Origin of the sequence: Rugosimonospora africana (assembly GCF_016862975.1) — a bacterium.
GTDB classification, from domain to species: Bacteria; Actinomycetota; Actinomycetes; order Mycobacteriales; family Micromonosporaceae; genus Rugosimonospora; species Rugosimonospora africana.
Map to the genome: position 1 here is coordinate 41,446 of NZ_BONZ01000021.1, position 23,317 is coordinate 64,762.

Here is a 23,317-nt window from a genome sequence, read left to right on the forward strand (position 1 = left end):
TGGTCACTGCGAAGCACCTCGCGGCATCATCTGCGGGATGGTGCCCTGCTTGCGCTCCTCGGTGAAGGTGTCGGCGAGCTGCTTGCAGTAGGCCGCGGGCGTCAGCTTGTTCGTGAGCACCTGCTCCAAGCCCTGGTAGACGAACGTGTCCGACTTCGGCGGCCACCAGGTCCAGGTGACGTAGCCGTAGTTGCCGCTGGACACCGCCTTGTTCAGCTCGGTCAGCACCCGGGCCGCGCGAGGGTCGGTCTTCGTCGGGATCTCGCTGTCGGTGAAGGTGATCGGGATGTTGTACGTGGCCGGCACGTCCGCCATCCGCTGCAGGGCCGCGCTCCGGTCGCCGTAGTACCAGTTGAGGAAGTTCGCCGCGGCGTCCTGGTTCTTGCCGGCCGCGTTGATGGCGAACGAGCCGCCGATGCCCATCTCGTACAGCGGGTACTTGACCTCGTCGCGCAGCGCCGGGATAGGCATCCAGTCCCAGTCGTTGTCGTTCTTCGCCTTGGCCTTGGCGCCGAAGTACTGGCCGACGTTGCTCATGAACCACTCACCCTGAGGGATGGTGGCCACCTTGCCATTGCCGAAGTTCGCGCCGATCTCGGCCGAGGGCACCGAGAAGTACTTGTCGGTGCCGCCGGACACCCAACCCTTGTCGAAGTACGACTTGAGCAGCGCGACCGCGTCGACGAAGACCGGATCGGTGAACTGGATCTTCCCGGTCAGCGCCTGGTAAAGCGCGTCCGGTCCGGAGAAGTGGTTCCAGAACACTGTCATCAGCCACTCGCCGGCCGCCGTCCAGTCCACATTGGACGATCCGAACGGGACGATGCCCTGTCCGTGCGACTCGGCCGCCAGGGCCTCCAGCTCGGACCGGTTGGTCGGCTGCTTCCAGCCCTTGGCTTCGAACAAGGTCTTGTTGTAGTACAGCATCATCGTGTCCACCCGCATCGGCAGCGCGTACAGCTTGCCGTTGGTGGTGAACGCCTTCAGCGCCCAGTCGGCCAGCTTGCTGTCCCAGCCCCACTTCTTGGCGTACGGGGTCAGGTCGGTCAACACGTGGGCCTTGCTCCAGGTCAGCGTCTGGGTCGCGCTCGGCCCCCGGACGATGTCCGGGCCGGAGCGCGCCTGCAACGCGGTCTGCACCACCCGGCGCAGGTCGTCGCCCTTGTAGTAGGTAGTCTTCATAGTGATCTTCGGGTACGCCTTCTCGAAGGCTCCCACGACGCTGTCGTTGAAGTACTTCTGGTTGGCGTCACCGGTGATGTCGATCCACAGGTTGACGGTGCCGGTTCCGTTGCCGGCGCTTCCGCTGCCGCCTCCGCCACACGCGGACAGCAGGCTCGGGGCGGCGAGGCCGAGCCCCGCCATGCCCGCGCCGGACAGGATGCGGCGACGGCTCAGTTGTGGTCCGGTCATTGGCGTTCCTCACTAGACGAGACTGGTGTGATGCGTACCCGTTGCGTGGCGGTGCGCCCCTCGGTCACCCGGAGCGCGACGCCGCCGCACCCGAAGGTGCTGTCGCGCACGTCGAACAGGTCGGTGCCGTCGACCGCCGCGCGGATGCGGTCGCCGGAGCAGGTGATCCCCAGGCGGTACGTGGTGCCGAATGTCCACGGGTACGGGCACTCGGCGAGTACCGTGTCGCCCCGGAGCAGCCGCGCCGTGTCCCGGCCGGTCAACTCCAGCGCGTAGTGGCGGTGCAGCCCCTGTACCCGCGCGGCGAGGCCGACTCCGGCCGCGACGTGCGGCGTGACGTCGGCGGTGACGGTGTAGTCGTGCCACTCCCGGGCACCGGTGATGAGCATTCCGGTGCCGTGGTTCTGCACGATGCGGAACGGTTCCGGCCAGCGCTCGTCGAACCGGTGCACCGCCGGCACCCAGGCGCGGCGCCACATCGTCCCGCCGTCGGCCGGGCGGGTGAGCGTGACGTCGGGTTCCCCGTCCCAGGTCAGGTAGTGCAGCGCGGCCGGTCCGTCGGTGCGTACCCCGACCGCGACGACCGGCTGGCCGCCCAGGTCCGGTACGGTCCAGGCCAGCTCGCCGGTGCCGGCGACCGGGCACTCGACGGTACGCGGCTCGTCGTCGCCGGTGTACGCCTGGACCACCAGCCGCGCGGTGCCGTCGACCCGGGCCCGTACCGTCTGACCGGGGTACAGCGCGGGGCTCCCGACCAGGCCGTAGATAGGCATGTCCCGGGCCTCGGGCGGGATGAACACCGGCGTCACGACCGTGGCCGCCCCGCCGATCGCCAGGTGCCCGCCGCCGTTGGCGACGTCGGTGGCACCATCGACCGCGGCGAAGCCGTGCACCGAGCCGGGCAGCGTGAACCCGAAGCGGGGTGCCGCCTCGCCGGTGGCCGGTTCGGCACCGTACCGGCGGCGGCCGAGGTCGGCCAGTGCCAGCGCTTCCCGGGCCGCGTCGGTGACGCACGCGCCGCCGTCCGCGGTCGGCAGGTACATCCGGTCGGCCACCGGCCCGCGCCAGTCGGTCCCGGTGTCCCGCCCGGCGTCCAGCCCGGCCAGCCCGCCGAACACCCCGCAGATCGCGCCGACGTTGCCGGCGTTGGAGTCGGTGTCCCAGCCGGACGTGTTGACCACCGTCATCGCCCGGTTGAACTCGCCGCCGCTGTGCGCCAGCGCGGCGATGACGATCGCGTGGTTCGGTACCACGTGGCAGTTGCCGCCGTACCGGTGGTAGCCGTACCGCTCGTCGATCCGGGCCCTGGTCGCCTTCCAGTCGCCGTCGGCGGCCCAGGACCGCACGTCGGCATGGATCCGCGCGATCAGGCTGTCCGGTGGGATCAGGCCGACCGCGGTGTCCAGCAGCGCGTCCATCTTGTCCTCGGTGAACGCACCCGCGACCAGCGCGGCGACCACCCGGGCCGCGTGGATGGACTCGCCGTCGTGGCTGACCCGGGCGGCCCGCTCGGCGAGGTCGGCCGCCGCCGCCGGGTCGCCGGGGCAGGTCAGCGCGAAGCCCTCGACGAAGATCTGCGCCCCGACCTGCTCGGCCACCACGGTGCCGTTGAGCGCGATCGAACCGCTGTCCGGCGGCAGGATCCCGGCCTTCATCCGCAGGTACGCCGTGTGTTCGGTGGAGTTGCCCAAGCCGCCCCACCACAGCACCGAGGTGTCCTCGACGATGTAGTCCAGCCAGGCGGCACCGACCTCCCGTGAGGTCGGGTCGAGGCCGGCGTCCCGCAGCGCCCGGGGGAACACGAACGTGCCGCTGATGTCGTCGTCGGTCACGACGAGCAGGTGGTTCTTCAGCGCCACGTCGCGGCGGTCGTTGACGTAGTAGGTGATGTCGCCGAGTTCGGCGGCGATCCGCTGGTGGGTCCAGCCCTCGAAAGGCCGGCCCAGGTAGACCGCGATGATCTTGCCGAGGACTCCGGCGTAGACCCGTTCGGTGTAGTCGTCGGTGATGGGCATCAGAACGGCACTCCCGCCTGAAGGATGATGTTCGCGTACGGTGTCGCCTCGCCGGTACGCACGACGGCCTTCGCCGTCGCCGTCACGGCCTTGAGCTGTTCGTGTGTCACTCGGTCGATCGGGATGTCCCCGAGCTGCGCGCGCAGGCCGTTCAGCAGCCCCGGGTCGGCCAGTTGGTCGGCGACCGTGGCGCGCTCGACGACGAGGTCGGCCAGCACGGTGCGCAGCACGGTGAGTAATCCGGGTTCTCCCCGGGCGAAGACCAGGTCGATGGGTTCGACACCGGCCGGCACCGGCAGCCCCGGGTCGGCGACGACGAGCAGGTCACCGTGACCCATGCCGGCGACGAGCGCGGCCAGCCGCGGGTGCCACAGTCCGGCGTGGCGCATCATGACGCCACGCCCGCCCCGTGAACGGCCGGACCGCTCACGCGGTCCTCCCCGAGCAGCCGCTCCAGTTGCGCGAGGGTGGGCAGTGCCGCCTGCGCGCCGAGCATGCCGGTCGCCAGCGCCCCGGCCGCGCACCCCCGGCGTACCGCATCGGCCAGCGACACCCCGCCGGCCAGCGACGCGGCGAGCGCTCCGCAGAACGCGTCGCCCGCGCCCGTGGTGTCCACCACGTCGGCCGCGAACGGCGGCTGCGCCCATCCGGTCGTACCGTCGTGGGCCACCGCACCCTGGCCGCCGAGCGTGATGACGCACGCCGCCGGACCGTGCCGCAGCAGGTCGCCGGCCAGCCCTATCCACCCGGCCGGGGTGTCCGGCGCGGGACGGCCGGCCAGGGCGAGGGCCTCGGTCTCGTTCACGATCAGCACGTCCACGACCCGCAGCAGCGCCGCGAAGTCGGGCTGGCCGGGATCGGGCAGCGGGGCGGCGTTGAGGACCACCCGGGCACCGGCCCGCCGCGCCACACCCGCGGCGGCCAGGCACGTGTCGATCGGTACCTCCAACTGCGCGGCCAGCACCGCGCCGGGCGCCAGCGCGCCGGCCAGGCCGCCGGTCGCCGACGCGTCCAGCGCGTGGTTCGCGCCGGGAGCCACGACGATGGTGTTCTCTCCGTCGGCGGCCACCATGATCATCGCCATGCCGGTGCTCGACCCGTCGACCTCGATCAGGTGGTCGAGGCACACCCCCTCGCCGGCCAGCGCCTCGCGGGTCTGGCGGCCGAACGCGTCGGTGCCGATCGCCGCGTACAGCAGGGTCGGGGCGCCGAGCCGGCACGCGGCGACCGCCTGGTTCGCGCCCTTGCCGCCGGTACGCAGCGCCACGTCCGTACCGAGCAACGTCTGGCCCGGCTCCGGTAGGTGCTCGACGCGTACGATCATGTCGACGTTGGCGCTGCCCACGACCACGACCCGGCTCACTGCGCTCCTTCGGCGGTCTCAGCCGGCTCGGTCTCAGCCGGCGCGTCGCCGCCCGGCGGGTCCGGGCAGCCGCAGGAGCCGCGGGCGACCAGAGTCACCGGCAGCACCGAGATGTGCGGGTCCGCGTCCGGGTCGTCCATCCGGTCCAGCAGCCGGGCCACCGCGGTCTGCCCGAGTTGCCCGAACGGCTGGGCCATCGTGGTCAGCGCCGGGGTCGAGTACGCCGTGGCCGCGATCCCGTCGAAGGACGCGATCGCGACGTCCTCGGGGCAGCGGATGCCCAGCTCCTGCAGCGCGCGCAGCACGCCGAGCGCCTGCTCGTCGCTGGCTACGAACACCGCGTCGAAGCGACCGTCCGCCAGCAGCGCGCGACCGCCCAGGTAGCCGGCTCGGCGACCGAACGTGCCGTGCCACACCGACATCTCGCTCGGCCGCACGCCCGCCTCGGCCAGCGCGTCGCGCCACCCGCCGACCCGTTCGTTGGCCGGTACCACGTCCTCTGGGCCGGAGATGCACGCGATGCTGCGCCGGCCGTGGCCGAGCAGGTGTTCGGTCGCCGCGCGGGCGCCGTTGCGGTTGTCGGCCAGCACCGCCGGAGCCCCGCCGCCGGGGCTCTGCCGGTCCAGGGTCACCCACGGGACCGCGGACCGTTGCAGCTCCGGTACGCAGCTGGCCGGACCGTGCGCGGGTACCAGGAACAGCCCGTCGACCTGGCGGGCCAGGAACGTGCGCACGTACGTGGTCTGCCGCTCGTCGTCCTCGGCGGCGTTACCGATGAGCAGCGTGTAGTCCTGCGCGAACGCCGCCTCCTCGATCGCCCGGGACAGTTGCGCGAAGAACGGGTTGGACGTGTCCGGCACGACGAGGCCGAGCGTCATGGTCCGGTTCATGCGCAACGACCGGGCGATGCCGTTGGGCCGGTACCCCAACTGCTCGATCGCCGCGAGCACGCGTGCCCGCGTCTCCGGCGCGACACCCCGTGGTCCACCGTTGAGCACGTAGCTCACGACCGCGGGCGATGTACCCGCGAGTCTCGCGACGTCAGCTCGGCGAACGGCCACTCTGCCTCCCAGCAACGCGTGTTGCTTGCGTGTTGGCAGAGATCTTGTGACGAGCGCGTTAACGGAAGCAACACGTGTTGATATCCCGTTGCCCAATCGTGACCTTGTTTCGGATCGCGGTCACGGTCGCGCAACACGACGTAGCGTCGCGGTACCCCTCGATTCCTCCCCGCGATTCCTCAGCCCCCGGTGCACAATCCGTCACCGGCAACCTCGGGCGATACCCTCTTCAACGCGCTTTGCTCTGCTTACCTATACGCGACACAAACGGCGTTCGAGTGTTGCGTCCAGGTAAGCAGAGCAAAGCATCCACAATGGACACCCACCGCGCGGAACTCCCCTGGTCAGGGAGATCGGGATCCGCGTCAGGAGGTGCGGCGCCCGCGCGTCATCCACACCAGCGCGGTACCCGCGAGGATCAGCGCCAGCCCGGTGGCCGACAGCGGAACCGTCGCGCGCCCGAACCCGTCACGGGCAGGACTCTCGGAGTGGCCAGCGCGGTGTTCGACGGGTCCCCGCCGGGATCGTGGCGGAACCCGTGTAGTCGGCCCCGGTCAGCGTGTCGGTGTACGTGTAGCAGCCCGCCGCCGAGACGAACGTCGCCGGGATCGCGTACTGTCCGTCACCGCTGACCGGCAGCGCACCGCCGGAAAGCACCGGCGTCCCAACGAAGCTCACCCCCGAGCAGGACGTGCCGATCGGGGACACCGGGCCGAGCAGCCGCCAGGTCAACGTTCCCGGCTGGCCACCGGTACCGCTCACCGTGACGGTCTGCCGCAGCGTGCCGCCCACCGGCACGCTGGTCGCGTTGATCGCCCCGGTGATCGACGGGGTCACCGGGACGGTGCACAGGCCGGCCGGGAACGACGTGGCGCCGAGGTTGCCGGTCCAGGTGTTCGCCGTGCCGGCGGTGCCGGACCCGGTGGTCTGGTCGCGGCAGTCGGTGCTGACGCTGTTGGTGGCCCGGTTGCCGGTGACGGTGAAGTGCGAGCCGCCCTGCAACCAGATGCCGTTGCCGCCGTCGGCCGGCCCGGACACCGGGTCGCCGACCCCGGCGTCGGTGACCACGTTCCCGCTGATCGTCACGTCGGTGGCCACCGGTCCGGCGTTGCTGCTCGACGCGACCCGGACGCCGTTGAGCCGCCGGCTGATGATGTTGTCGATGATCCGCACGCCGGTCGACGGGTTGGCCGAGTAGAAGATGTTGTTCAGGTTGATGCCGGACGCGGCGCCGCCGGTGATGGTGTTGTTGGCGATGGTGACGTCGTCGTTGCCGCCGCTCACGAAAATCGCCGACCCGGCCGCGGGATCGTTCGGGTTCGTCCAGCCGATGGTGTTCCCGGTGATCTGCACGTGCTGCGCGAGGAACAACGCCACGAAGTTGCCGTCGTCCACGCTGGTGTTGCCGGTGATGGTGACGTTCTGCGACCGGGTCACGCCGTCGCCGACCCCGGTGGTGTTGATCGCCGGCCGGTTGCGCGCGAACGCGTTGTCGCTGATCGTCACGTTGCTGGCCACGCCGCTGGTGAAGAAGATTCCGTTGCCGGACGTCGATCCCGCGGCGGTGTTGTCGGTGATCCGGTTGTGGTTGATCAGCGTGGGCGTGGCACCCACGGTACGACGGCCGCCGACGCTCCAGAGGCAGCCAGGCCGGCCGCCACCGTCCCACCGAGCAGCACCGCCAGGGCGCCGATGACGCGAACCATGGGTACAAATCGCACGCAGCGCAATATAACCGCCGGTACCCGGCTGTATTGCCGGTTTTGCATTCTTCGTTGAACTGTCCGTTGTGGACGGCTCGTGAGCACCGCTCACGGCCGGCACGCCGGCCCGCACGCAAGCGCCGGCCCGCACGCAAGCGCCGGGTCAGTGGCCCCGGAACGCCTCTTCCAACCACCACGCGCCGCGCTCCGCGGTCACCTTCGCGTCGACCACGAGCGGCCGTTCGCGCGGCCCGATCAGCCACTGCCGCACGGCGTCGAGGTCCCGCACGTCGCGCACGGTCAACGCGTCGGCGCCGAACCCCCGGGCGATCGCGGCGATGTCGGTGTCCGGGAACGTCACGGTGGACAGCGGATGCCCGTCCGGCCCGAAGTGGTGCACCTCGGCCCCGTAGGCCGCGTCGTTGTAGACCACGACGAGCATCGGCAGGCGCAGCCGGACCACCGTCTCCAGGTCCGCCACGCTCATCAGGAAGCCGCCGTCGCCGCACGCCGCGACCGGCATCCGGTCCGGCGCCGCGAGCGCGGCACCGATCGCGGTGGCCAGGCCCAGACCGATCGACTGGTACGCCTGGGTGAAGCAGAACCCGTCGTCGTCGGGTACCGACAGGTAGGCGCTCGGGTACCCCATGAAGTTGCCCGAGTCCACGGCCAGCACCCGCTGCGCGGGCAGCAGTTCGTCGAGCCGGATCGACAGGCTCCGGGCGTCCACGCGCGACCCGTCGCCCTCGTCGTGGTACGGCACCGTGTGCGCACCGACCTCGACGGCGATCCGCGCACGCAGCTCCGCCGTCCGGTACCCGCCGGCCGCCGGCCCCCGGGCGGCCAGTTCGTCGGCGACCGCCCGGGCGGTGCGGTCGACGTCGCCCAGCACGCCGAGGTCGACCGGCCGGTGCGCGCCGAGCGCGTCGGCCTCCACGTCGACCTGGACGACCGTCGCGTCCGGCCCGACGAGCTTGCCGTGCCGCATCGTCCACATGTTCAGCCCGCAGCCCCACCCGACGATCAGGTCGGCGCCCGCGATCAGCTCGGCGGCCAGCGGCGTGGCGAACCCGCCGGAGATGCCCAGCGACCACGGGTGGTTCTGGAAGAAGCCCTTCGCCACCGCCGACGTCGCGAGCAGCGCGCCGGTCCGGTCGGCCAGCCGCAGCAGCGACTCGCGGGCGCGGCACAGCCGGGCGCCGCGCCCGGCGATGAACACCGGCCGGCGCGACCGGGCCAGCAGGTCGGCCAGCTCGGCGATCGCGTCCGGCGACGGCTCCACCGCGACCGGAGCCGGCGCGGCGGCCGGTGCCAGCGCGTCGTCGGGCAGCTGGGCCGCCTGGACGTCGAGCGGCAGGTTGAGCAGCACGGTCCGCCGCTGCGCCAGCGCCAGGTGGTACGCGCGGGCCGCGTCGGCCAGCGCGGTGGCCGGCGACGAGACCCGGACCGGGACCGCGCCCACCGCCTCGGCCAGCGCCGGCTGGTCGACCGCGAAGTTCGACCGGGGCTCGGTGGCCTCGGCGGCGAGCACGAGCATCGGAGTGCGGCTCTTCGCCGCCTCGGTGATGCCGGTCAGCGCGTTGGTCAGCCCGCAACCCTGGTGCACGCTGACCGCCGCGACCCGCCGGCTCACCCGACCGTACGCGTCGGCCATGGTCGCCGCGCCGCCCTCGTGCCGGGCGGCCACGAACCGCGCTCCGGCGTCGACCAGCGCGTTGGTGACGTGGAAGTTGCCGCTACCCACCACGCCGAACACGTGGTCGATGCCGAGCTGGGCCAGCGACCGGCCCACCGCCTCCGCGACCCGCATGCGTCCCCGGCCTCCCGCGCGTCAGCGCTCGACCAGTGCCAGCACCCGGGCCGGACTGCCCGATCCGGCCACGATGGGCAGCGGCGCCGCGATGACCACCGCGCCGGTCGCCGGCAGCTGGGCCAGGTTCTGCAACTGGGTCAGCCCGTACTTGTTCGCGCCGAGCAGGAACGAGTGGCACGGGAACGGCGGGTCGAAGCCGGGTGCGGCACCCGCGTCGGTGCCGACCGTCTCCACTCCGACGCCGATGACCGGCGCCTCATCGGCCAGCCAGCGCGCGCAGCGCGGGGAGATGCCCGGGGTGTGCGAACCGGTGTCGTCGGCGTTGAGGAAGTCGGCCTGCGAGCCGGAGCGGGCGTCCCACCCGGTGCGGTACAGCAGCCAGCCGCCCTCCGGCAGCGGCCCGTGCGCCTTCTCCCAGTCGCGGACGTCGTCGATGTCGAGCAGGAAGTCCGGGTCGGCCGCGACCCGGTCGGCGAAGTCCAGCACCACGGCCGGGGCGACCAGCCGCCGCACCGGCACTCGCGACACATCGTCCCCGTCGCGGCCGGTGACCCAGTGGTTGGGGGCGTCGAAGTGGGTGCCGACGTGCTCGCCGGTGCGGATGTTGTTCCAGTACCAGGCCGGCCCGCGGTCGTCGTACCGGCTGATCTCCTCGAGCTGGAACGGAACCGTGTTGGCGAACGGCTCGGGCAGCTGGAGGATCGGCGTCGTGTCGGTCAGCGGCGCGGTGAGGTCAACGACCTCGATGGTCCCGGAGGCCAGGGCCCCCAGCAGGTCGGCGAGCACCGGCACAGCATCCTCCTCGGGTGGCGACGATGCCGGCATCGTACGCCGCGCGAGCCGGCCCGGCGATGGGTCAGGCGGGCACGGTCGCGGGGTCGGTCAGCAGCGAGAGGAGTTCCGGGAACGCGACACCGCCGAGGTCGTTCGAGCCGAAGTGCCCGAGCCCGTGCATCTCCCGGTACCCGGCGCCGGGCAGGGCGTCGCGCAGGATCCGCACCGTACGCTGGATCTGCTCACCGTCGTCGTCGGAGTTCAGGATGGTCAGGCCGGCGGTACGGCCGACCAGGCCGGGATCGATCGCGAAGTCGAAGAATCCGGGCGCCCGGTTGCCGTCCGGATCCAGCCACGGCGCCACCAGGACCACCCGGTTGACCCGCACCGCCGGGTGCTCGGACAGCCAGCGGACCAGGAAGCCGCTGCCGCAGCTGTGCGCGACCAGCAAGGTGCCGGGATTCACGTCGTACCGCTCGAACTCCCGGCACCACGCCGGATAGTTGGGCGCGTACGCGTGCGGCATCTCCGGGGTGTGCGCCGGGATGTCGCGCACGATCAGCTGCTTGGCCAGCCACGGCAGCCAGTGGTGGTTGCTGCTGGACGGGACGTCCGGGTTGTAGTACTCCTCGCGCCCCGGCTTGCCGTGCACGATCACCGCGTTGCCCGGGGCGGATTCCTCGCCCACCGGGTCATCCGGTCGCTCGATCAGGGTGGTCATGACTCTCCTTTGTGGACGATGGTTCGGCTGCCGGCGCACGCTCGCGCCCGGCGGCCCGGTACTCCCGCGGGCTCGTTCCGGTCAGCTGGCGGAACACCCTCGCCAGGTGCTGCCCGGAGCCGAAGCCCACCTCGATGCCGATCGCGGTCACCGGCAGGTCGCTGGTCCGCAGCAGTTGCGCGGCACGCCTGATCCGGCACTCGTTGAGGTAGCGGTGCGGCGGCACGCCCAGCTCGCGCACGAACAACCCGGCCAGGTACGTCGGCGCGAGCCCGACCTGTCCGGCCAGCTCGCGCAGCGTCCAGTGCCGCTCGTATCCCCGGTCGAGCAGGGCGCGCACTCGGGTCACGGCCGGATGCGTGGCCAGCTCCGGCGTCGCCGCGCCGGGTTCCAGCAGCCGGGCCGCCTCCAGCGCCAGCCGATCGACGGCCAGCGCCAGCCCCTCTTCCGGGTACGCCCGCTTCGCGGTCAGCTCCCGCATCAGCTGGTGGAACGGGTCGGCCAGCGCCGCCGCGTCGGCGCGGTGCACCACCGGCGGCAGGCCGGACCACCGCCGCGCGAGTGCCGGCTGCCGGGCGAACACCGGTGCCAGGTCGATGCCCGCGAAGTAGAAATGGTGGTTGGCCGTCGACTCCTCGGCCATGTGGTGCTCCACACCGGGCGCCACCGCGAACAGGTGCCCCGGCCCCAGGGTGACCGGTTGGCCGCCGGCCGACCATCGGCTGACGCCGCGCAGCTGCAGGTACAGCTCCCAGACCGGATGGGTGTGCGGCTTGATCAGGAAGCGGGCCGGTGCCCACTGCTCCCCCGCGTGCCGCAACCCGCTTCCCGTCGCCCCCGGCTCGGCGTGGAATCCGGCCCGCAGGCCGGTGGGTCTCCAGACGCCGGGCACCTGAAAATCGTGCACGTAGTCCTGCACAATGGGCAAGCCCCGCGGCGGGCCGCCTGGCTAGCGTCGGCTCATGACATCCAGCACAGACAAGGCCATCGCGGACAACGCCGCCGCCGGAAGCGCCGTCGCGAACAACGCCGTCGCGAACAACGCCGTCGCGACGCTCGACGAACGCCAGCGCGCGTTGCTGCCCGGCCCGGACGACGTGGCGTTCTACCGCGAGCACGGGTACTGGATCTCGCCGGTGATCCTGCCCGGCGACGTGCTCGACGCCGCCGAGCGCGGCATGCGGCGCTACTACGCCGGGGACTACGACGCCGACCCGCCCGGGGTGGGCGGGTTCCGCCCCGGGGACGGGCACGGGCTGCGCAAGCACGACTACGCCTCCCTGAGGGTCGACGAGCTGGCCCGGCTGGTCCGGTACCCGCTGATCGGCGCGAGCGCCGCGGTGCTGTCCGGCAGCCCGGGCGTCCGGCTGTGGCACGACCAACTGCTCTACAAGCCGGTCGACGACGCCGGTGTGCCGGCCAACGTGGGCTGGCACACCGACCGCCAGTACTGGCTGTCCTGCGAGTCCGACGAGATGCTCACCGCCTGGGTGGGATTCCACGACGTGGACGAGGCCGGCGGGTCGGTGTCCTTCATGGACGGCAGCCACCGGTGGGACGTGACCGGGCTGGATTTCTTCGCCCAGGACCTGGCGGCGCTGGCGGATCGGCTGACCCGGCAGGGACACCGGATCGCGCCGCGTCCCACCCGCATGCGCCGCGGCCAGGTCAGCTTCCACCACTGCCGCACCGTGCACGGGAGCGGCCCGAACACCGGCGAGCAGCCGCGCCGGTCGCTGGCGATCCACCTGCAGCCGGCGGGCAACCGGTGGCGCCGGCACCCGACGGCCACCGGCGAGCCGGCTCGGCACGGCAACGACCGGCTGGTCCGCACGGTCGACGGCGCGACCGGCGGAACACCGGACTACGCCGACCCGCGGATCTGCCCCACGCTCTGGCCGCCGAAGGCCGCTCAGGCACCGGGAGCCAGCGCGCGCACGGCCGGCGGCACCGCGAGCACCGCCCCGTCCGGACCGGCCGCCACCGGCTGACCGTCCACAGTGACCAGACACCGGTCCGGTGCGCAGACCACGTCCACGCACCGGTCCCGGAACCACAGGCCACGCAGTTCCACCGTGCCACCCTCCACCGGTTGCGGCCGCACCACCAGCGAGCCGTCCGGCCGGGGCCGCACACCGGCCAGCCCAGCCACCACCGCCTCGGCCCCGGTCAGGCCGGCGACGACGTTGGCCCGCCGGCCGACCGGCGGGGCAGCCGGCCGGTCGCAGTAGTGCTCCTGCGGGAAGTACGGGAAGTGTTCGCCCATCCAGAACAGCCGGCGCAGGACGTCCCAGGCCAGGGCCGGCTGCCCGCGCTCCCACAGGGTCAGCGCGAGCTGCGGGGCCTCCCCGCTGTAGGCGCCGCCGCCGGACCAGTCGACGTCGCCGAGTTCGTAGTGCCGCTCGTCCCGCGCGCTGACGCTGCTGACGCCGTAGTCGCCGAGAAACGCGCCGGGGCGCAGGTGCCCGACCAACGCGGCGGCGACGTCCGGCGGGCAGGCGCCGGCACGCAACGCGTCGAACGCCTGGATCGAGTACGCCAGCTCGGTGTGCCCGTCCGGGTACCTGCTGCGGAACCAGCCCGCCCCGGCGTCCCACAGCTGGCGGACCACCTCGGACCGGATCCGGCCGGCCGACGCGCGCAACTCGGCCGCCGGCAACCCGGCACCGGAGACCTCGGACAGGTCGGCGAGCATCTCCAGCGACCAGGCGCGCTCCGCGTTCGGGCTGGCGACCACGTGCTCCCAGCCGGCGCTGCGCATCTCCAGCAGGTTGTGCTGGTCGCCGTAGTCGCGCAGCACGCCGTCCGGGCCGCACGGCAGGAACCTGCCGTCCAGTGCGGCCTGCGCGTCGTACAGCCGCTTCACCAGCGCGCTGTCGATGCCGACGTGGCCGGCCGCGGCGTACCCGAGAGTGATCAGCGACCAGGCGCTGTACGCGTACGGCACGCCCAGCCCGGTGCCGTCCGGCGCGATCGCGTAGTGGTTCGTGAGATCCGCCGAGATCATCGCGTCGATGACGTCCGTGACTCGGTCGCCGAGCATCAGCGTCAGCAGGTGCGGCGCGTACCCGCCGGTGTCCCACGCGTACCCGCAGACAGCCCCGCCGTCCATCCCGGACGTGGCCACGAACGGGGTGGTGACGAACGCCGGGTTGTCCCACAGGCACACCAGGCCGCTGGCCAGGGACCGCCGGTAGTACGCGTCGAGGCCGGGCACGTCGGTGGACAGGCGCGGTACCCGGGCCAGCACGTCGGACAGCCGGGCCTCCCAGGCGCGGGTGGTGTCGCCGGCGGTGGCCCGGGTCCCCGCCTGCCCGGCCTGCACGCCGAGCACGAACACCTGCTCGGCGCCGGGTTCCAGCTCGACCGACAGTCCATTGTGGACGAGAGTGACCGGTTGCCCGTCGCCACCGGCCTGCGGGGGCATCCAGCCCCAGTCGGCGAGCGGCACCTCCCTGGCCCGGTCCCCGGACAGCCCGGGCCGTAGCCGCACCGGGAGGCTCCGGTCGGTCCGGTTGCGGACGGCGATCTCCAGCACGTAGCCGGGTTCGCCGTGCCGGGCGGCGAGGGTGCTGCGTACCGCGATGGACCGCTCCCGGCCGTCCCGGTACTGGTGGTAGGTGCCGTGCCGGACGATGCGGTCCGGCCGCCAGGTGCCGCCGGAGTAGAGCAGCCCGCGGTCGCCCGCGCCACGCTGCCCATCGTCCGCGACCGGGGCACCGTCCACCTCGAACTCCACGGTCAGCCGGCCGCCGGCCACCGCGTACGGCGGGGCGAACCAGCCGCCGACCCCGCAGACGGTGCCGGGCAGCGGTGCGACGGTACCGGTGCCGCTGCCCACCCAGATGTCGGCGGGCGGCGCGGCACGGCGCAGGTCGAAGGCGAAGTCGTCGAGCGTGTAGGGCGACATGGTGGCCTTTCCGGCGGGCGTTAGACCGGTCCAACGTGGGTTGCTCCGCGCCGCTGGACCGGTCCAAAGGGAAGTGGCTCGATGGTGGCACGAGCTTCCGTCCGACGCAACGACAACGCCGTGTTAACAGCGGAATTACCTGCGTTGTATTGACGTTGGACCGGTCCGCTGTTACGGTCCCGGCAACGCGTTGGACCTGTCCAACGGATCAAGCCCGGAACAGTTGACCGCCCCGCTGGGCAGGAGATGGGTGCGAATGGCCAAGCTGACTATCCGCGACATCGCCGCCCTTGCCGGGTTGTCGAAGTCGACCGTGTCGCTGGTGCTCAACAACAGCCCGCGGGTCGACCCGGCGACCCGGCGGCACGTGCTCGCCGTCATCCGGCGGCACAACTACGTGCCCAGCTTCGCCGCCACCGCGCTCGCCAAGGGCAGCACGCGCCTGATCGGCATGATCGTGCCGGGGCTGTCCTGGCACATGATCGCCTCGATCAATCTGGGCGTGGCGGCGCTGACCGAACGCACCGGCTTCGACATCATCCTCTACACCGCGACCAACGACCGCGACTACGGTCCGGTCATCGACCGCATCCTGACCTCCAGCATGTCCTCGGGCCTGCTGGTGGTCACCGACAAACAACCGCTGGACCCGCTGGTGCAACTGCACCGGGACGGCATGCCGGTGGTGCTGGTCAACACCCTCGGCACGCAGGTCGACCTGCCCTCGGTCACCTCCGACAACTACGAGGGCGCGCTGGCCGCCGTGGGTCACCTGCTGGACCTGGGGCACGAACGGATCGCCTGCGTCCAGGGGATGATGGAGTACCGGTGCTGCCAGGACCGGTACCGCGGCTACCTGGACGCGCTGCGGGCGGCCGGCATCCAGCCCGATCCCGAGCTGACGAAGCCCGGCGAGTTCAATCCCGAGACGGTGCGCGTGCAGAGCCGCGACCTGTTCGAGCTTCCCAAGCGGCAGCGGCCGACGGCCGTGTTCGCGCACAGCGACAGCACCGCGTACGCGGTGTTGAAGGCGGCGGCCGACGCCGGCCTGCGGGTACCGCAGGACGTGTCGGTCATCGGGTTCGACGACATCGAGTCCGCCTCCCAGATCAACCCCCCGCTGAGCACCATCCGGCAGCCTTTCTTCGACATGGGAAGGCAGGCGGCCGACCTGCTGCTCGGCGCCATCCGCGCGGCCGACGACGGCGAACCGGCGCAGGAGACCGGCGAGCCGGCCCGGCTGTCCATGCCGACCAGCCTGGTCGTGCGTGCCTCGACCGGCCCCGTCCCGGTGAGCAACCCACGCCGGGGCCGACCTCGGGCGACCGCTCCGGCCTGACGGCCGCCGGCGCCCCGCCACAACCACATCCGGCGGGTACGCACCTTTCCGGCGCCGCACCAGCGGCGCCGGACGGACACTCGCGTGCCCGCACCACCCAGCAGGCGGCCGCCCACCGCGCACCACCGGCGGGCGGAGCACCCCCCGCGCACACCACCGCTGGAAGGGATCCGTACATGAGACGCAGCTTCCCGCCCGACGGGCGACCGGCCAGGCGCCGTGCCCTCGGCGCCGCGCTCGCCGTGCTCGCCACGGCCGCGGTCGGAGCCTTCGCCGCGCCCGCACACGCCGACCCCGCGCCATTCGCCGTACTGCCGGCGAACCCGCTGACCACGTTCACCGAGTTCAAGTCGCTGCCCACCTCGGCCACCCAGATCGTCCCGGTGACCGGCAACGCGAACTTCACCCAGGCGCTGCAGATCGCGGTGCCGAACGGGCCGACCAGTGCCGGGCTGGACGGCGAGTACGAGATCACCCTCGGCACGCCGACCGCCGCCGCGGTGACCACCGGCGACGCTCTGGTGGCCACCGTCTGGGCCCGCTCGACACAGCCGATCGCCGGCGGTACCACGGGCAACGCGCATCTGGTGTTCGAGACCGACGGCAACCCGTTCACCAAGTCGATGAACGCGGCACTGCAGTTCGGCGTGGACTGGCAGCAGTTCCAGTTCCCCTTCCGCGCGGCGGTCAGCTACCCGTCGGCGGGCGCGCACCTGAACCTGTGGCTCGGCTACGGCGCACAGACCCTGCAGGTCGCCGGGGTGTCGGTGACCGACCTGGGCCCCGGCGACCCGGCCGGGTACCCGAAGGTGACCTACGACGGGCGCGACCCGAACGCCGCCTGGCGCACCGCCGCAGCCCAGCGCATCGACCAGTACCGCAAGGGCGACCTCACGGTCAACGTGGTGGACCCGCAGGGCAGGCCGGTCAACGGCGCGACGGTGCGGGTCGCCGAGCAGAAGAGCGCGTTCGACTTCGGTACCGCCGATGACGCGGCGCGGCTCATCGACGACCCGTCGGGTGGGATCACCGCCGCCGACGCGGCGCACTACCAGGACATCAGCACGTCGCTGTTCAACACGGTCTCGATGGGCAACAACCTCAAGTGGAACCACTGGGAGAACCAGACCGAGCGGGACACGCTGACCTACCCGGGGCTGCAGTGGGCACGCGCGCACAACCTGAACATCCGCGCCCACAACCTGGTCTGGCCGTCGTACGGCAACATGCCGACCGACGTGGCGAGCCTGGCCGGCGACCCGGCCGCGCTGCGCAAGCGGATCGACGACCACGTCACCGACGAGGCGTCCGCGATGAACGGCATCGCCGACGAGATCGACGTGGTCAACGAGCCGTACTCCGAACATAACGTGCAGGACGTCCTCGGCCAGAACGAGATCGGCAGCTGGTTCTCGCTCGCCCACCAGGCCGCCCCGGACGCCCGGCTGTCGCTCAACGACTACGGCATCCTGGAGAACGGCGGTGAGGAAGGCCGGCACCGCGCGTACGACTACAACCTGCTCTCCTCGATGAAGGCGGCCGGCACGCCGGTCGACGTGATCGGCATGGAGAGCCACTTCAACGGTCTCCAGCTGACCCCGCCCGACCAGCTGCTGTCCATTGTGGACCAGTTCGCCGCGCTGGGCGTGAAGGTCGGGGTGACCGAGTTCGACGTGGCCACCGACGACCAGCAGTTGCAGGCGGACTACACCCGCGACTTCATGACCGCGATGTTCTCCGACCCGAACGTCACCGAGATCGACAACTTCGGGTTCTGGGCGAAGAACATCTACAACCCGCTGGTCGCCCTCTTCAACCCGGACTGGTCGCCCAAGCCCAACGCGCTGGCGTACGAGAACCTCATCGAGCACCAGTGGCACACCGACGTCACCGGCGGCACCGACACCAGGGGTGTCTACGGGGTGCGCGCGTTCCAGGGCGACTACCTGGTGACGGTCACCGTGGGCGGCATCTCCAAGCAGGTCAAGGTGTCCATGCCGACCACCGCCGGCGCGTCCGTCACGGTGGTCGCGGACGGCATCGCCGCCTCCCCCGCCACCGCCCCGGTCAACCCGGTCGGCGACGGCGACTTCGAGACCGCCGCCAAGGGCTGGACGCCGCTGGGCACCGGCCCGGCCACCAGTTCCGACGCGCACAGCGGCGGCTCGGCGCTCGCCCTGGCTCCGGGCAGCGGGGTCACCCAGAACCTCACCGGACTGACCCCCGGCACCAGCTACCTGCTGTCCGGCTGGGCCAAGCTGTCCGGCGCCGGTACCCAGTGCTACATCGGGGTACGCGGCGGGGCGACCGCCGGCAAGCCCACCTTCCAGTACGAGTCGACGTACTCCGACGAGCGCGGGTACACCCAGAAGCTGCTGGCGTTCACGCCACCGACGGGCACCACCTGGACCCAGACCTTCGTCTGGTCCAACCCGAATCCGACCTCGGCGACCTGCGACGCGGACGACGTGAGCATCACGCCGACCTCCGGCACGCCACCGCCACCGCAGGCCCCGCCGGCCATCACGCCGTACCTGCCCACGCCGTCCGCACTGGGCAACGGAACCCTGGAGAACCACGCCAACACGACCGGCTGGTACTGCCTGGGTACCTGCACCCTGAAGAACGTGGCCGCCACCCCGCACACCGGAACCGGTGACCTGTCCGTGACCGGCCGCACGGCCGCCTTCGCCGGGCCGGCGCAGGGCGTGGCGCTGCCCAGCAACGGCGGGCTGTACGACTCCTCGGCGTGGTTGCGCCTGGCCCAGCCCGGTACCGACACCGGCATGGTCTCGCTGAAACTCACCACGTCGACGGGGACCAACACGTACCGGTTCGGCACGGCCACCATCACCGGTGACGGCTGGACCCGGATCGGTGCCAACAACGTCAAGGTGAGCTGGTCCGGCACGCTGACCAAGGCGGAGTGGTGGGTCAGCACCGCCACCGGTACCGAGGACCTGCTGGTCGACGACGCGTCCTTCGCGCCGATGGCCACCCCGGTCGCCGGGGCGGACCTGCTCGGCAATGGCGACGCGGAGCAGGGCCTGTTCGGCTGGTACTGCTTCTCCCCCTGCGTCGCGCAGACCGCCACCGACCAGGTGCACGGCGGCGCGACCTCGGTACGGGCCACCGGCCGCGAGTTCAACTACACGGGGCCGGCACAGGGCGTCCAGGTGACCAACGGCGCCCAGTACAAGACGTCCGCCTGGGTACGGATGGCCGCCGGCGCGGCCGGTACCACCGCCCAGGTACGGCTGAAGCTCACCATGACCGACGGCTCCTCGGTGACCGTGCCGATGGCCTCGGCACCGGTGACCGCGGACGGCTGGACGCTGCTCTCCGCGAACAACATCCCGGTCAGCTGGACCGGCACGCTCGCCAAGGCGGAGTGGTGGGTCAGCACCACCACCGGCGCCGACGACTTCTTCGTCGACGACGCGGCACTGCAGCCGGCCGGCGTCGAACAGACCGCGTTCAACCCGGTGCAGCCGACCGCCGCCTGTGTGGTCGACGACCAGGGCAGCCAGTACACCGCGTACTTCGGCTACTCCAACGCGAACAACTACTACATCCCGGTACCCGTGGGGACGAGCAACTTCTTCACCACGGGTGCGGCCGACCGCGGCCAGACCGAATATTTCCTGCCGTTCCAACGCCCGAAGCGGGTCGCCGTCACCTGGGACGGGAAGTCCCCGTTGACCTGGAGTCTCAACGGGTCCTCCCAGACCGCCACGAAGACCTCGCCCGCCTGCTGACGCACCAAGCCCGCCGGCGGCCGGCACCGCCGGCGGGCCCCGATAGGAGGAAAAACGCCATGTCGTCCCCAACCTTCAGTCGCCGCTCGCTGCTGCGCGCGGCGGGCATGGGCGCCGCAGCCGCCACGCTGGGCGGCGCGGGCCTGTCCGCCTGCTCCTCCAGCTCGTCCTCGTCCGGCGATGGCATCACCGTGAACTACTGGGACTCGTTCGTCAGCCAGGCGCCCTGGGTGGACAACGAGATCAAGCTGTTCGAGAAGGCCAACCCGAAGATCAAGATCAAGAAGACCACCCAGGTATCCGACCAGTACCCGAACCTGGTGTCGCTCGCCTTCCGCAGCGCCAACGCACCGGACATGTTCCAGCTGCCCAAGAGCCCGCCGCTGACCCAGCAGGTGACCCAGAACTGGCTGACGCCGCTGGACAAGTGGGCGACCGACTCGTGGAAGTCCCGGTACCCGCAGAACAGCTTCATCGAGGGCAACAACGAGTTCAACGGCAAGATTTACAGCGCCCCGTTCGCCGGCCCGGCGCCGTCGCTCCAGCTGTACGTCCACAATGGAGTGTTCAAGAATGCCGGGCTGACCAACCCGGACGGTTCCGTCGCGGTACCCAAGACCTGGGACGACGTGAGCCGGGCCGCGGCCACCATCAAGGCCAAGAGCGGCGGCAAGGTGTACGGGTTCGGGTTCGGCAACTCGGCCAACACCACGCTGGCCTGGTGGCTGGACCTGTTCGTCCGCGGGGCGGGATCGCCCGGCGGCGCGGCCAGTGCCGGCATCGACAGCATGGACAGCCGGGTCGGCAAGTGGACCTACGCGTCCGACCGCAACTACGCCGACTTCATCGCGCTGCTGTTGCAGTGGAAGAAGAACGGCTACATCTACCCCAACTCGATGAGCATCTCCGACGAGCAGGCGCGGGCGTACTTCGAACGCGGCCAGTTCGGGATGACCGTCGGCGGGGTGTGGAACCAGCCGGAGTGGACCGAGCACAAGTTCACCGACTACAGCCTGATGACCCTGCCCTCGCCCACCGGGACGCCGCAGGCGCTGTTCTACGGTCCGCCCGGCGGGTACCTGTTCGCCATCTCCTCGAAGGCGAAGCACCCGGACGAGACGTTCGCCTGGTTCGACTGGCTGGGCGGCGTGGAGTCCGGCAAGCGCTACGTGGAGTCGGGTCAGGGCCTGTCGATCTACCCGGACGCCAACGACACGAAGAACATCACCTCGAAGCCGTTCGCGCAGTATGTCGCGATGGCTGGCACGGCGGTGTACGGGCCGCAGCCGACGATCCGCAACCCGGACGTCGCCAAGCTGACCCTGGGCACGGTCAAGCCGGACATCAACGACGTGCTGGCCGGTGTCTACACAGGACAGATCAAGAACGTCGCCAGCTCCCTGTCGGACCTGGAGGGACGCCGCAACACGGCGCTGTCTGACGCGATCAAGAAGGCCAACGGCTCCGGCGCGAAGGTGAGCCAGGCCGACTTCGTGTTCCCCGACTTCGACCCGCTGAAGCCCTACACCACCAAGCCGGCCTCCTGATGGTGGCGGTCTCCCACACCCGCCGCGCCGACCTCGCCCCGGCCCCCGCGCCGGCCGCGAGGTCGGCGCGGCGGCGTGCCCGCAAGTACCTGTGGTCGTACCTGTATCTCACGCCGATGCTGGTACTGCTGCTGGCGTTCATCGTGTACCCGATCGTGGCGTCGCTCGGCTACACCCTGTACCAGTGGAACGGGATCGGGGATCCGTCCACCTTCGTGGGGCTGGGGAACTTCCGCCAGATCATCCACGACAGCATCTTCTGGCGTTCCCTGGGCCACACGTTCGTCTACGCCGCCATCGTGGTGCCGGTCCAGCTGGTGCTCGCGCTCGCGCTGGCCCTGGTGCTCAACAACCGGCGGCTGCGCTTCGCGTCGTTCTACCGCACCCTGTTCTTCCTGCCCGTGGTGACCTCGGCCGCGGTGATCGGCGTGGTCATCCAGTTGCTGGTGTCCAACTTCGGCGACTCGATCAACACGATCCTGATGGACCTGCACCTGACCCATTCGCACATCGACTGGCTCGGCGACCCGCACTTCGCGCTGGGCATCGTCATCGCGGTCGGCATCTGGCACACGTTCGGCTACAACCTGGTCTACTTCCTCGCCGGGTTGCAGACGATCCCGGAGGAGCTCTACGAGGCGGCCCGGCTGGACGGCGCCGGCCGGATCGCCATCTTCCGGCGGATCACGATCCCCATGCTGCGCGCGGTTGGCGTGGTCATCCTGGTGCTCGCGATCATCGGCACCTTCCAGATCTTCGACCTGGTGCAGGTGCTCACCAGCGGCGGACCGTACTTCTCCACCGAGGTGGTCAACACGTACATCTACCACCTCGCGTTCGGGGGCACGAACGCCAGCGCGGTGCAGCCGGACGTCGGGCTCGCCTCGGCGGCGTCGTTCTTCTTCGGGCTGCTGCTCATCGTGTTCTCGGTCGTCCAGGTGGTGGTGCTGCGCACGCTGGTGCGGCGGCGGGCCGCCGGACGGGAAAGGCAGGGAGGCCAGTCATGACGGCGATCGCCGTGCAGCAGAGCGCCGGACGGCGCAACCGGTACCGCAGCCGGCGGCGGGTGGTCAGCCTGGCGACCCACTTCGCCCTGCTGATCGGCGGGCTGGCCTGGCTGTACCCGCTGTTCTGGGCGCTGGGCAGCTCGCTGAAGAGCGACGACCAGTTCTTCTCGAGCGGGCTCAACCCGCTCCCGTCGCACTTCATGTGGTCCAACTACCTGCAGGCGTGGCAGGAGGCGTCGTTCGGCCGGTACTTCCTCAACACGCTGCTGATCACCCTCGGTACCGTGCTGGTGACCCTGGTGGTGACCTCGATGGCCGGTTACGTGCTGGCCCGTACCCAGTTCCCCGGCAAGAAACTGTGCCTCGGCCTCGTCTCGGCCACCCTGTTCCTGCCGCACGGGTACACCATCATCCCGATCTTCGACCTGATGCAGCGCGTGCACCTGCTGGACAGCCTGTGGTCGGTGATCATCGTGCAGGCGTCCAGCGGCGTCGTCTTCGGCACCTTCCTGTTCATGGGCTACTTCATGGCCATCGACCGCGAGCTGGAGGACGCGGCGCAGGTCGACGGGGCCGGCTTCAACCAGACCTTCTGGCGCATCATGCTGCCGCTGTCCGGTCCGATGGTGGCCACCGTCGGGCTGTTCACCGCGATCACCGCGTGGAACAGCTTCTTCCTGCCGCTGGTGTTCACCCTCGGCCGGCCGGAGCTGCGCACCCTGGCGGTCGGCATGTACGCGTTCATCGGCGAGAACTCCACCGACTGGACGCTGCTGTGCGCCGGTACGGTCATCACCCTGGCCCCGATCATCGTGCTCTTCCTGTTCCTGCAACGGTTCTTCGTCAACGGGCTGGCCGGCGCCGTCAAGCAGTGACGGTCCCATCCACCCACA

At 71.1% G+C, this 23,317-nt stretch carries 17 protein-coding genes; 6 read left to right on the top strand and 11 right to left on the bottom strand.

Annotated elements, in window-relative coordinates:
- Positions 1 to 3 precede the first annotated feature (3 nt).
- The 10 genes from Raf01_RS11095 to Raf01_RS11140 all read right to left on the bottom strand — a co-directional run bounded on the left by Raf01_RS11095 (position 4) and on the right by Raf01_RS11140 (position 11,755).
- A complete protein-coding gene (locus Raf01_RS11095) occupies positions 4 to 1,413 on the bottom strand; it encodes an ABC transporter substrate-binding protein (protein WP_203917710.1) in 1,410 nt (469 codons plus the stop codon).
- On the bottom strand, positions 1,410 to 3,428 hold the full coding sequence (locus Raf01_RS11100) for an ADP-ribosylglycohydrolase family protein (protein ID WP_203917711.1): 2,019 nt from the start codon (positions 3,426 to 3,428) through the stop codon (positions 1,410 to 1,412). The genes Raf01_RS11095 and Raf01_RS11100 overlap by 4 nt, the downstream gene beginning before the upstream one ends.
- Positions 3,428 to 3,820 (bottom strand): D-ribose pyranase, encoded by a 393-nt coding sequence (rbsD, locus tag Raf01_RS11105; RefSeq protein WP_203917712.1) that lies wholly within the window; start codon positions 3,818 to 3,820, stop codon positions 3,428 to 3,430. Before rbsD ends, Raf01_RS11100 begins: the two co-directional genes overlap by 1 nt.
- The gene (locus Raf01_RS11110; RefSeq protein ID WP_239133523.1) at positions 3,817 to 4,791 is read right to left on the bottom strand and encodes a ribokinase; all 975 of its coding nucleotides are present in this window, start codon (positions 4,789 to 4,791) and stop codon (positions 3,817 to 3,819) included. Before Raf01_RS11110 ends, rbsD begins: the two co-directional genes overlap by 4 nt.
- Positions 4,788 to 5,852 (bottom strand): LacI family DNA-binding transcriptional regulator, encoded by a 1,065-nt coding sequence (locus Raf01_RS11115; protein WP_275412976.1) that lies wholly within the window; start codon positions 5,850 to 5,852, stop codon positions 4,788 to 4,790. Before Raf01_RS11115 ends, Raf01_RS11110 begins: the two co-directional genes overlap by 4 nt.
- A 468-nt stretch (positions 5,853 to 6,320) precedes the next feature.
- Complete coding sequence (locus Raf01_RS11120) at positions 6,321 to 7,466, bottom strand: right-handed parallel beta-helix repeat-containing protein (protein ID WP_203917714.1); 1,146 nt, start codon at positions 7,464 to 7,466, stop codon at positions 6,321 to 6,323.
- Positions 7,467 to 7,718: 252 nt separating this feature from the next.
- Positions 7,719 to 9,365, bottom strand: coding sequence for a thiamine pyrophosphate-binding protein (locus tag Raf01_RS11125; RefSeq protein WP_203917715.1), 1,647 nt, complete (start codon positions 9,363 to 9,365; stop codon positions 7,719 to 7,721).
- 21 nt (positions 9,366 to 9,386) lie between these two features.
- Positions 9,387 to 10,160, bottom strand: coding sequence for a cyclase family protein (locus Raf01_RS11130; RefSeq protein ID WP_203917716.1), 774 nt, complete (start codon positions 10,158 to 10,160; stop codon positions 9,387 to 9,389).
- 64 nt (positions 10,161 to 10,224) lie between these two features.
- Positions 10,225 to 10,863 carry an RBBP9/YdeN family alpha/beta hydrolase gene (locus Raf01_RS11135; protein ID WP_203917717.1) on the bottom strand — a complete coding sequence of 213 codons (639 nt, stop codon included), beginning with the start codon at positions 10,861 to 10,863 and terminating at the stop codon, positions 10,225 to 10,227.
- Positions 10,835 to 11,755 (bottom strand): helix-turn-helix transcriptional regulator, encoded by a 921-nt coding sequence (locus tag Raf01_RS11140; RefSeq protein ID WP_203917718.1) that lies wholly within the window; start codon positions 11,753 to 11,755, stop codon positions 10,835 to 10,837. The genes Raf01_RS11135 and Raf01_RS11140 overlap by 29 nt, the downstream gene beginning before the upstream one ends.
- A 70-nt stretch (positions 11,756 to 11,825) precedes the next feature.
- Here Raf01_RS11140 and Raf01_RS11145 point away from each other — a divergent pair, with 70 nt between their 5' ends.
- On the top strand, positions 11,826 to 12,854 hold the full coding sequence (locus tag Raf01_RS11145) for a phytanoyl-CoA dioxygenase family protein (RefSeq protein ID WP_203917719.1): 1,029 nt from the start codon (positions 11,826 to 11,828) through the stop codon (positions 12,852 to 12,854).
- Here Raf01_RS11145 and Raf01_RS11150 read toward each other — a convergent pair.
- Positions 12,776 to 14,773 carry an MGH1-like glycoside hydrolase domain-containing protein gene (locus Raf01_RS11150; protein WP_203917720.1) on the bottom strand — a complete coding sequence of 666 codons (1,998 nt, stop codon included), beginning with the start codon at positions 14,771 to 14,773 and terminating at the stop codon, positions 12,776 to 12,778. The genes Raf01_RS11145 and Raf01_RS11150 overlap by 79 nt on opposite strands.
- Before the next feature lie 256 nt (positions 14,774 to 15,029).
- Between Raf01_RS11150 and Raf01_RS11155 the strand changes: the two genes are divergently transcribed.
- The 5 genes from Raf01_RS11155 to Raf01_RS11175 all read left to right on the top strand — a co-directional run bounded on the left by Raf01_RS11155 (position 15,030) and on the right by Raf01_RS11175 (position 23,299).
- On the top strand, positions 15,030 to 16,112 hold the full coding sequence (locus Raf01_RS11155) for a LacI family DNA-binding transcriptional regulator (protein WP_203917721.1): 1,083 nt from the start codon (positions 15,030 to 15,032) through the stop codon (positions 16,110 to 16,112).
- 176 nt (positions 16,113 to 16,288) lie between these two features.
- The gene (locus Raf01_RS11160; protein WP_203917722.1) at positions 16,289 to 19,870 is read left to right on the top strand and encodes an endo-1,4-beta-xylanase; all 3,582 of its coding nucleotides are present in this window, start codon (positions 16,289 to 16,291) and stop codon (positions 19,868 to 19,870) included.
- 59 nt (positions 19,871 to 19,929) lie between these two features.
- Positions 19,930 to 21,417, top strand: a complete 1,488-nt coding sequence (locus Raf01_RS11165) for an ABC transporter substrate-binding protein (RefSeq protein WP_203917723.1) — start codon at positions 19,930 to 19,932, stop codon at positions 21,415 to 21,417.
- On the top strand, positions 21,417 to 22,424 hold the full coding sequence (locus Raf01_RS11170) for a carbohydrate ABC transporter permease (protein WP_203917724.1): 1,008 nt from the start codon (positions 21,417 to 21,419) through the stop codon (positions 22,422 to 22,424). Before Raf01_RS11165 ends, Raf01_RS11170 begins: the two co-directional genes overlap by 1 nt.
- Positions 22,421 to 23,299 (top strand): carbohydrate ABC transporter permease, encoded by an 879-nt coding sequence (locus tag Raf01_RS11175; protein ID WP_203917725.1) that lies wholly within the window; start codon positions 22,421 to 22,423, stop codon positions 23,297 to 23,299. Before Raf01_RS11170 ends, Raf01_RS11175 begins: the two co-directional genes overlap by 4 nt.
- The last annotated feature ends 18 nt before the right edge of the window (positions 23,300 to 23,317 follow it).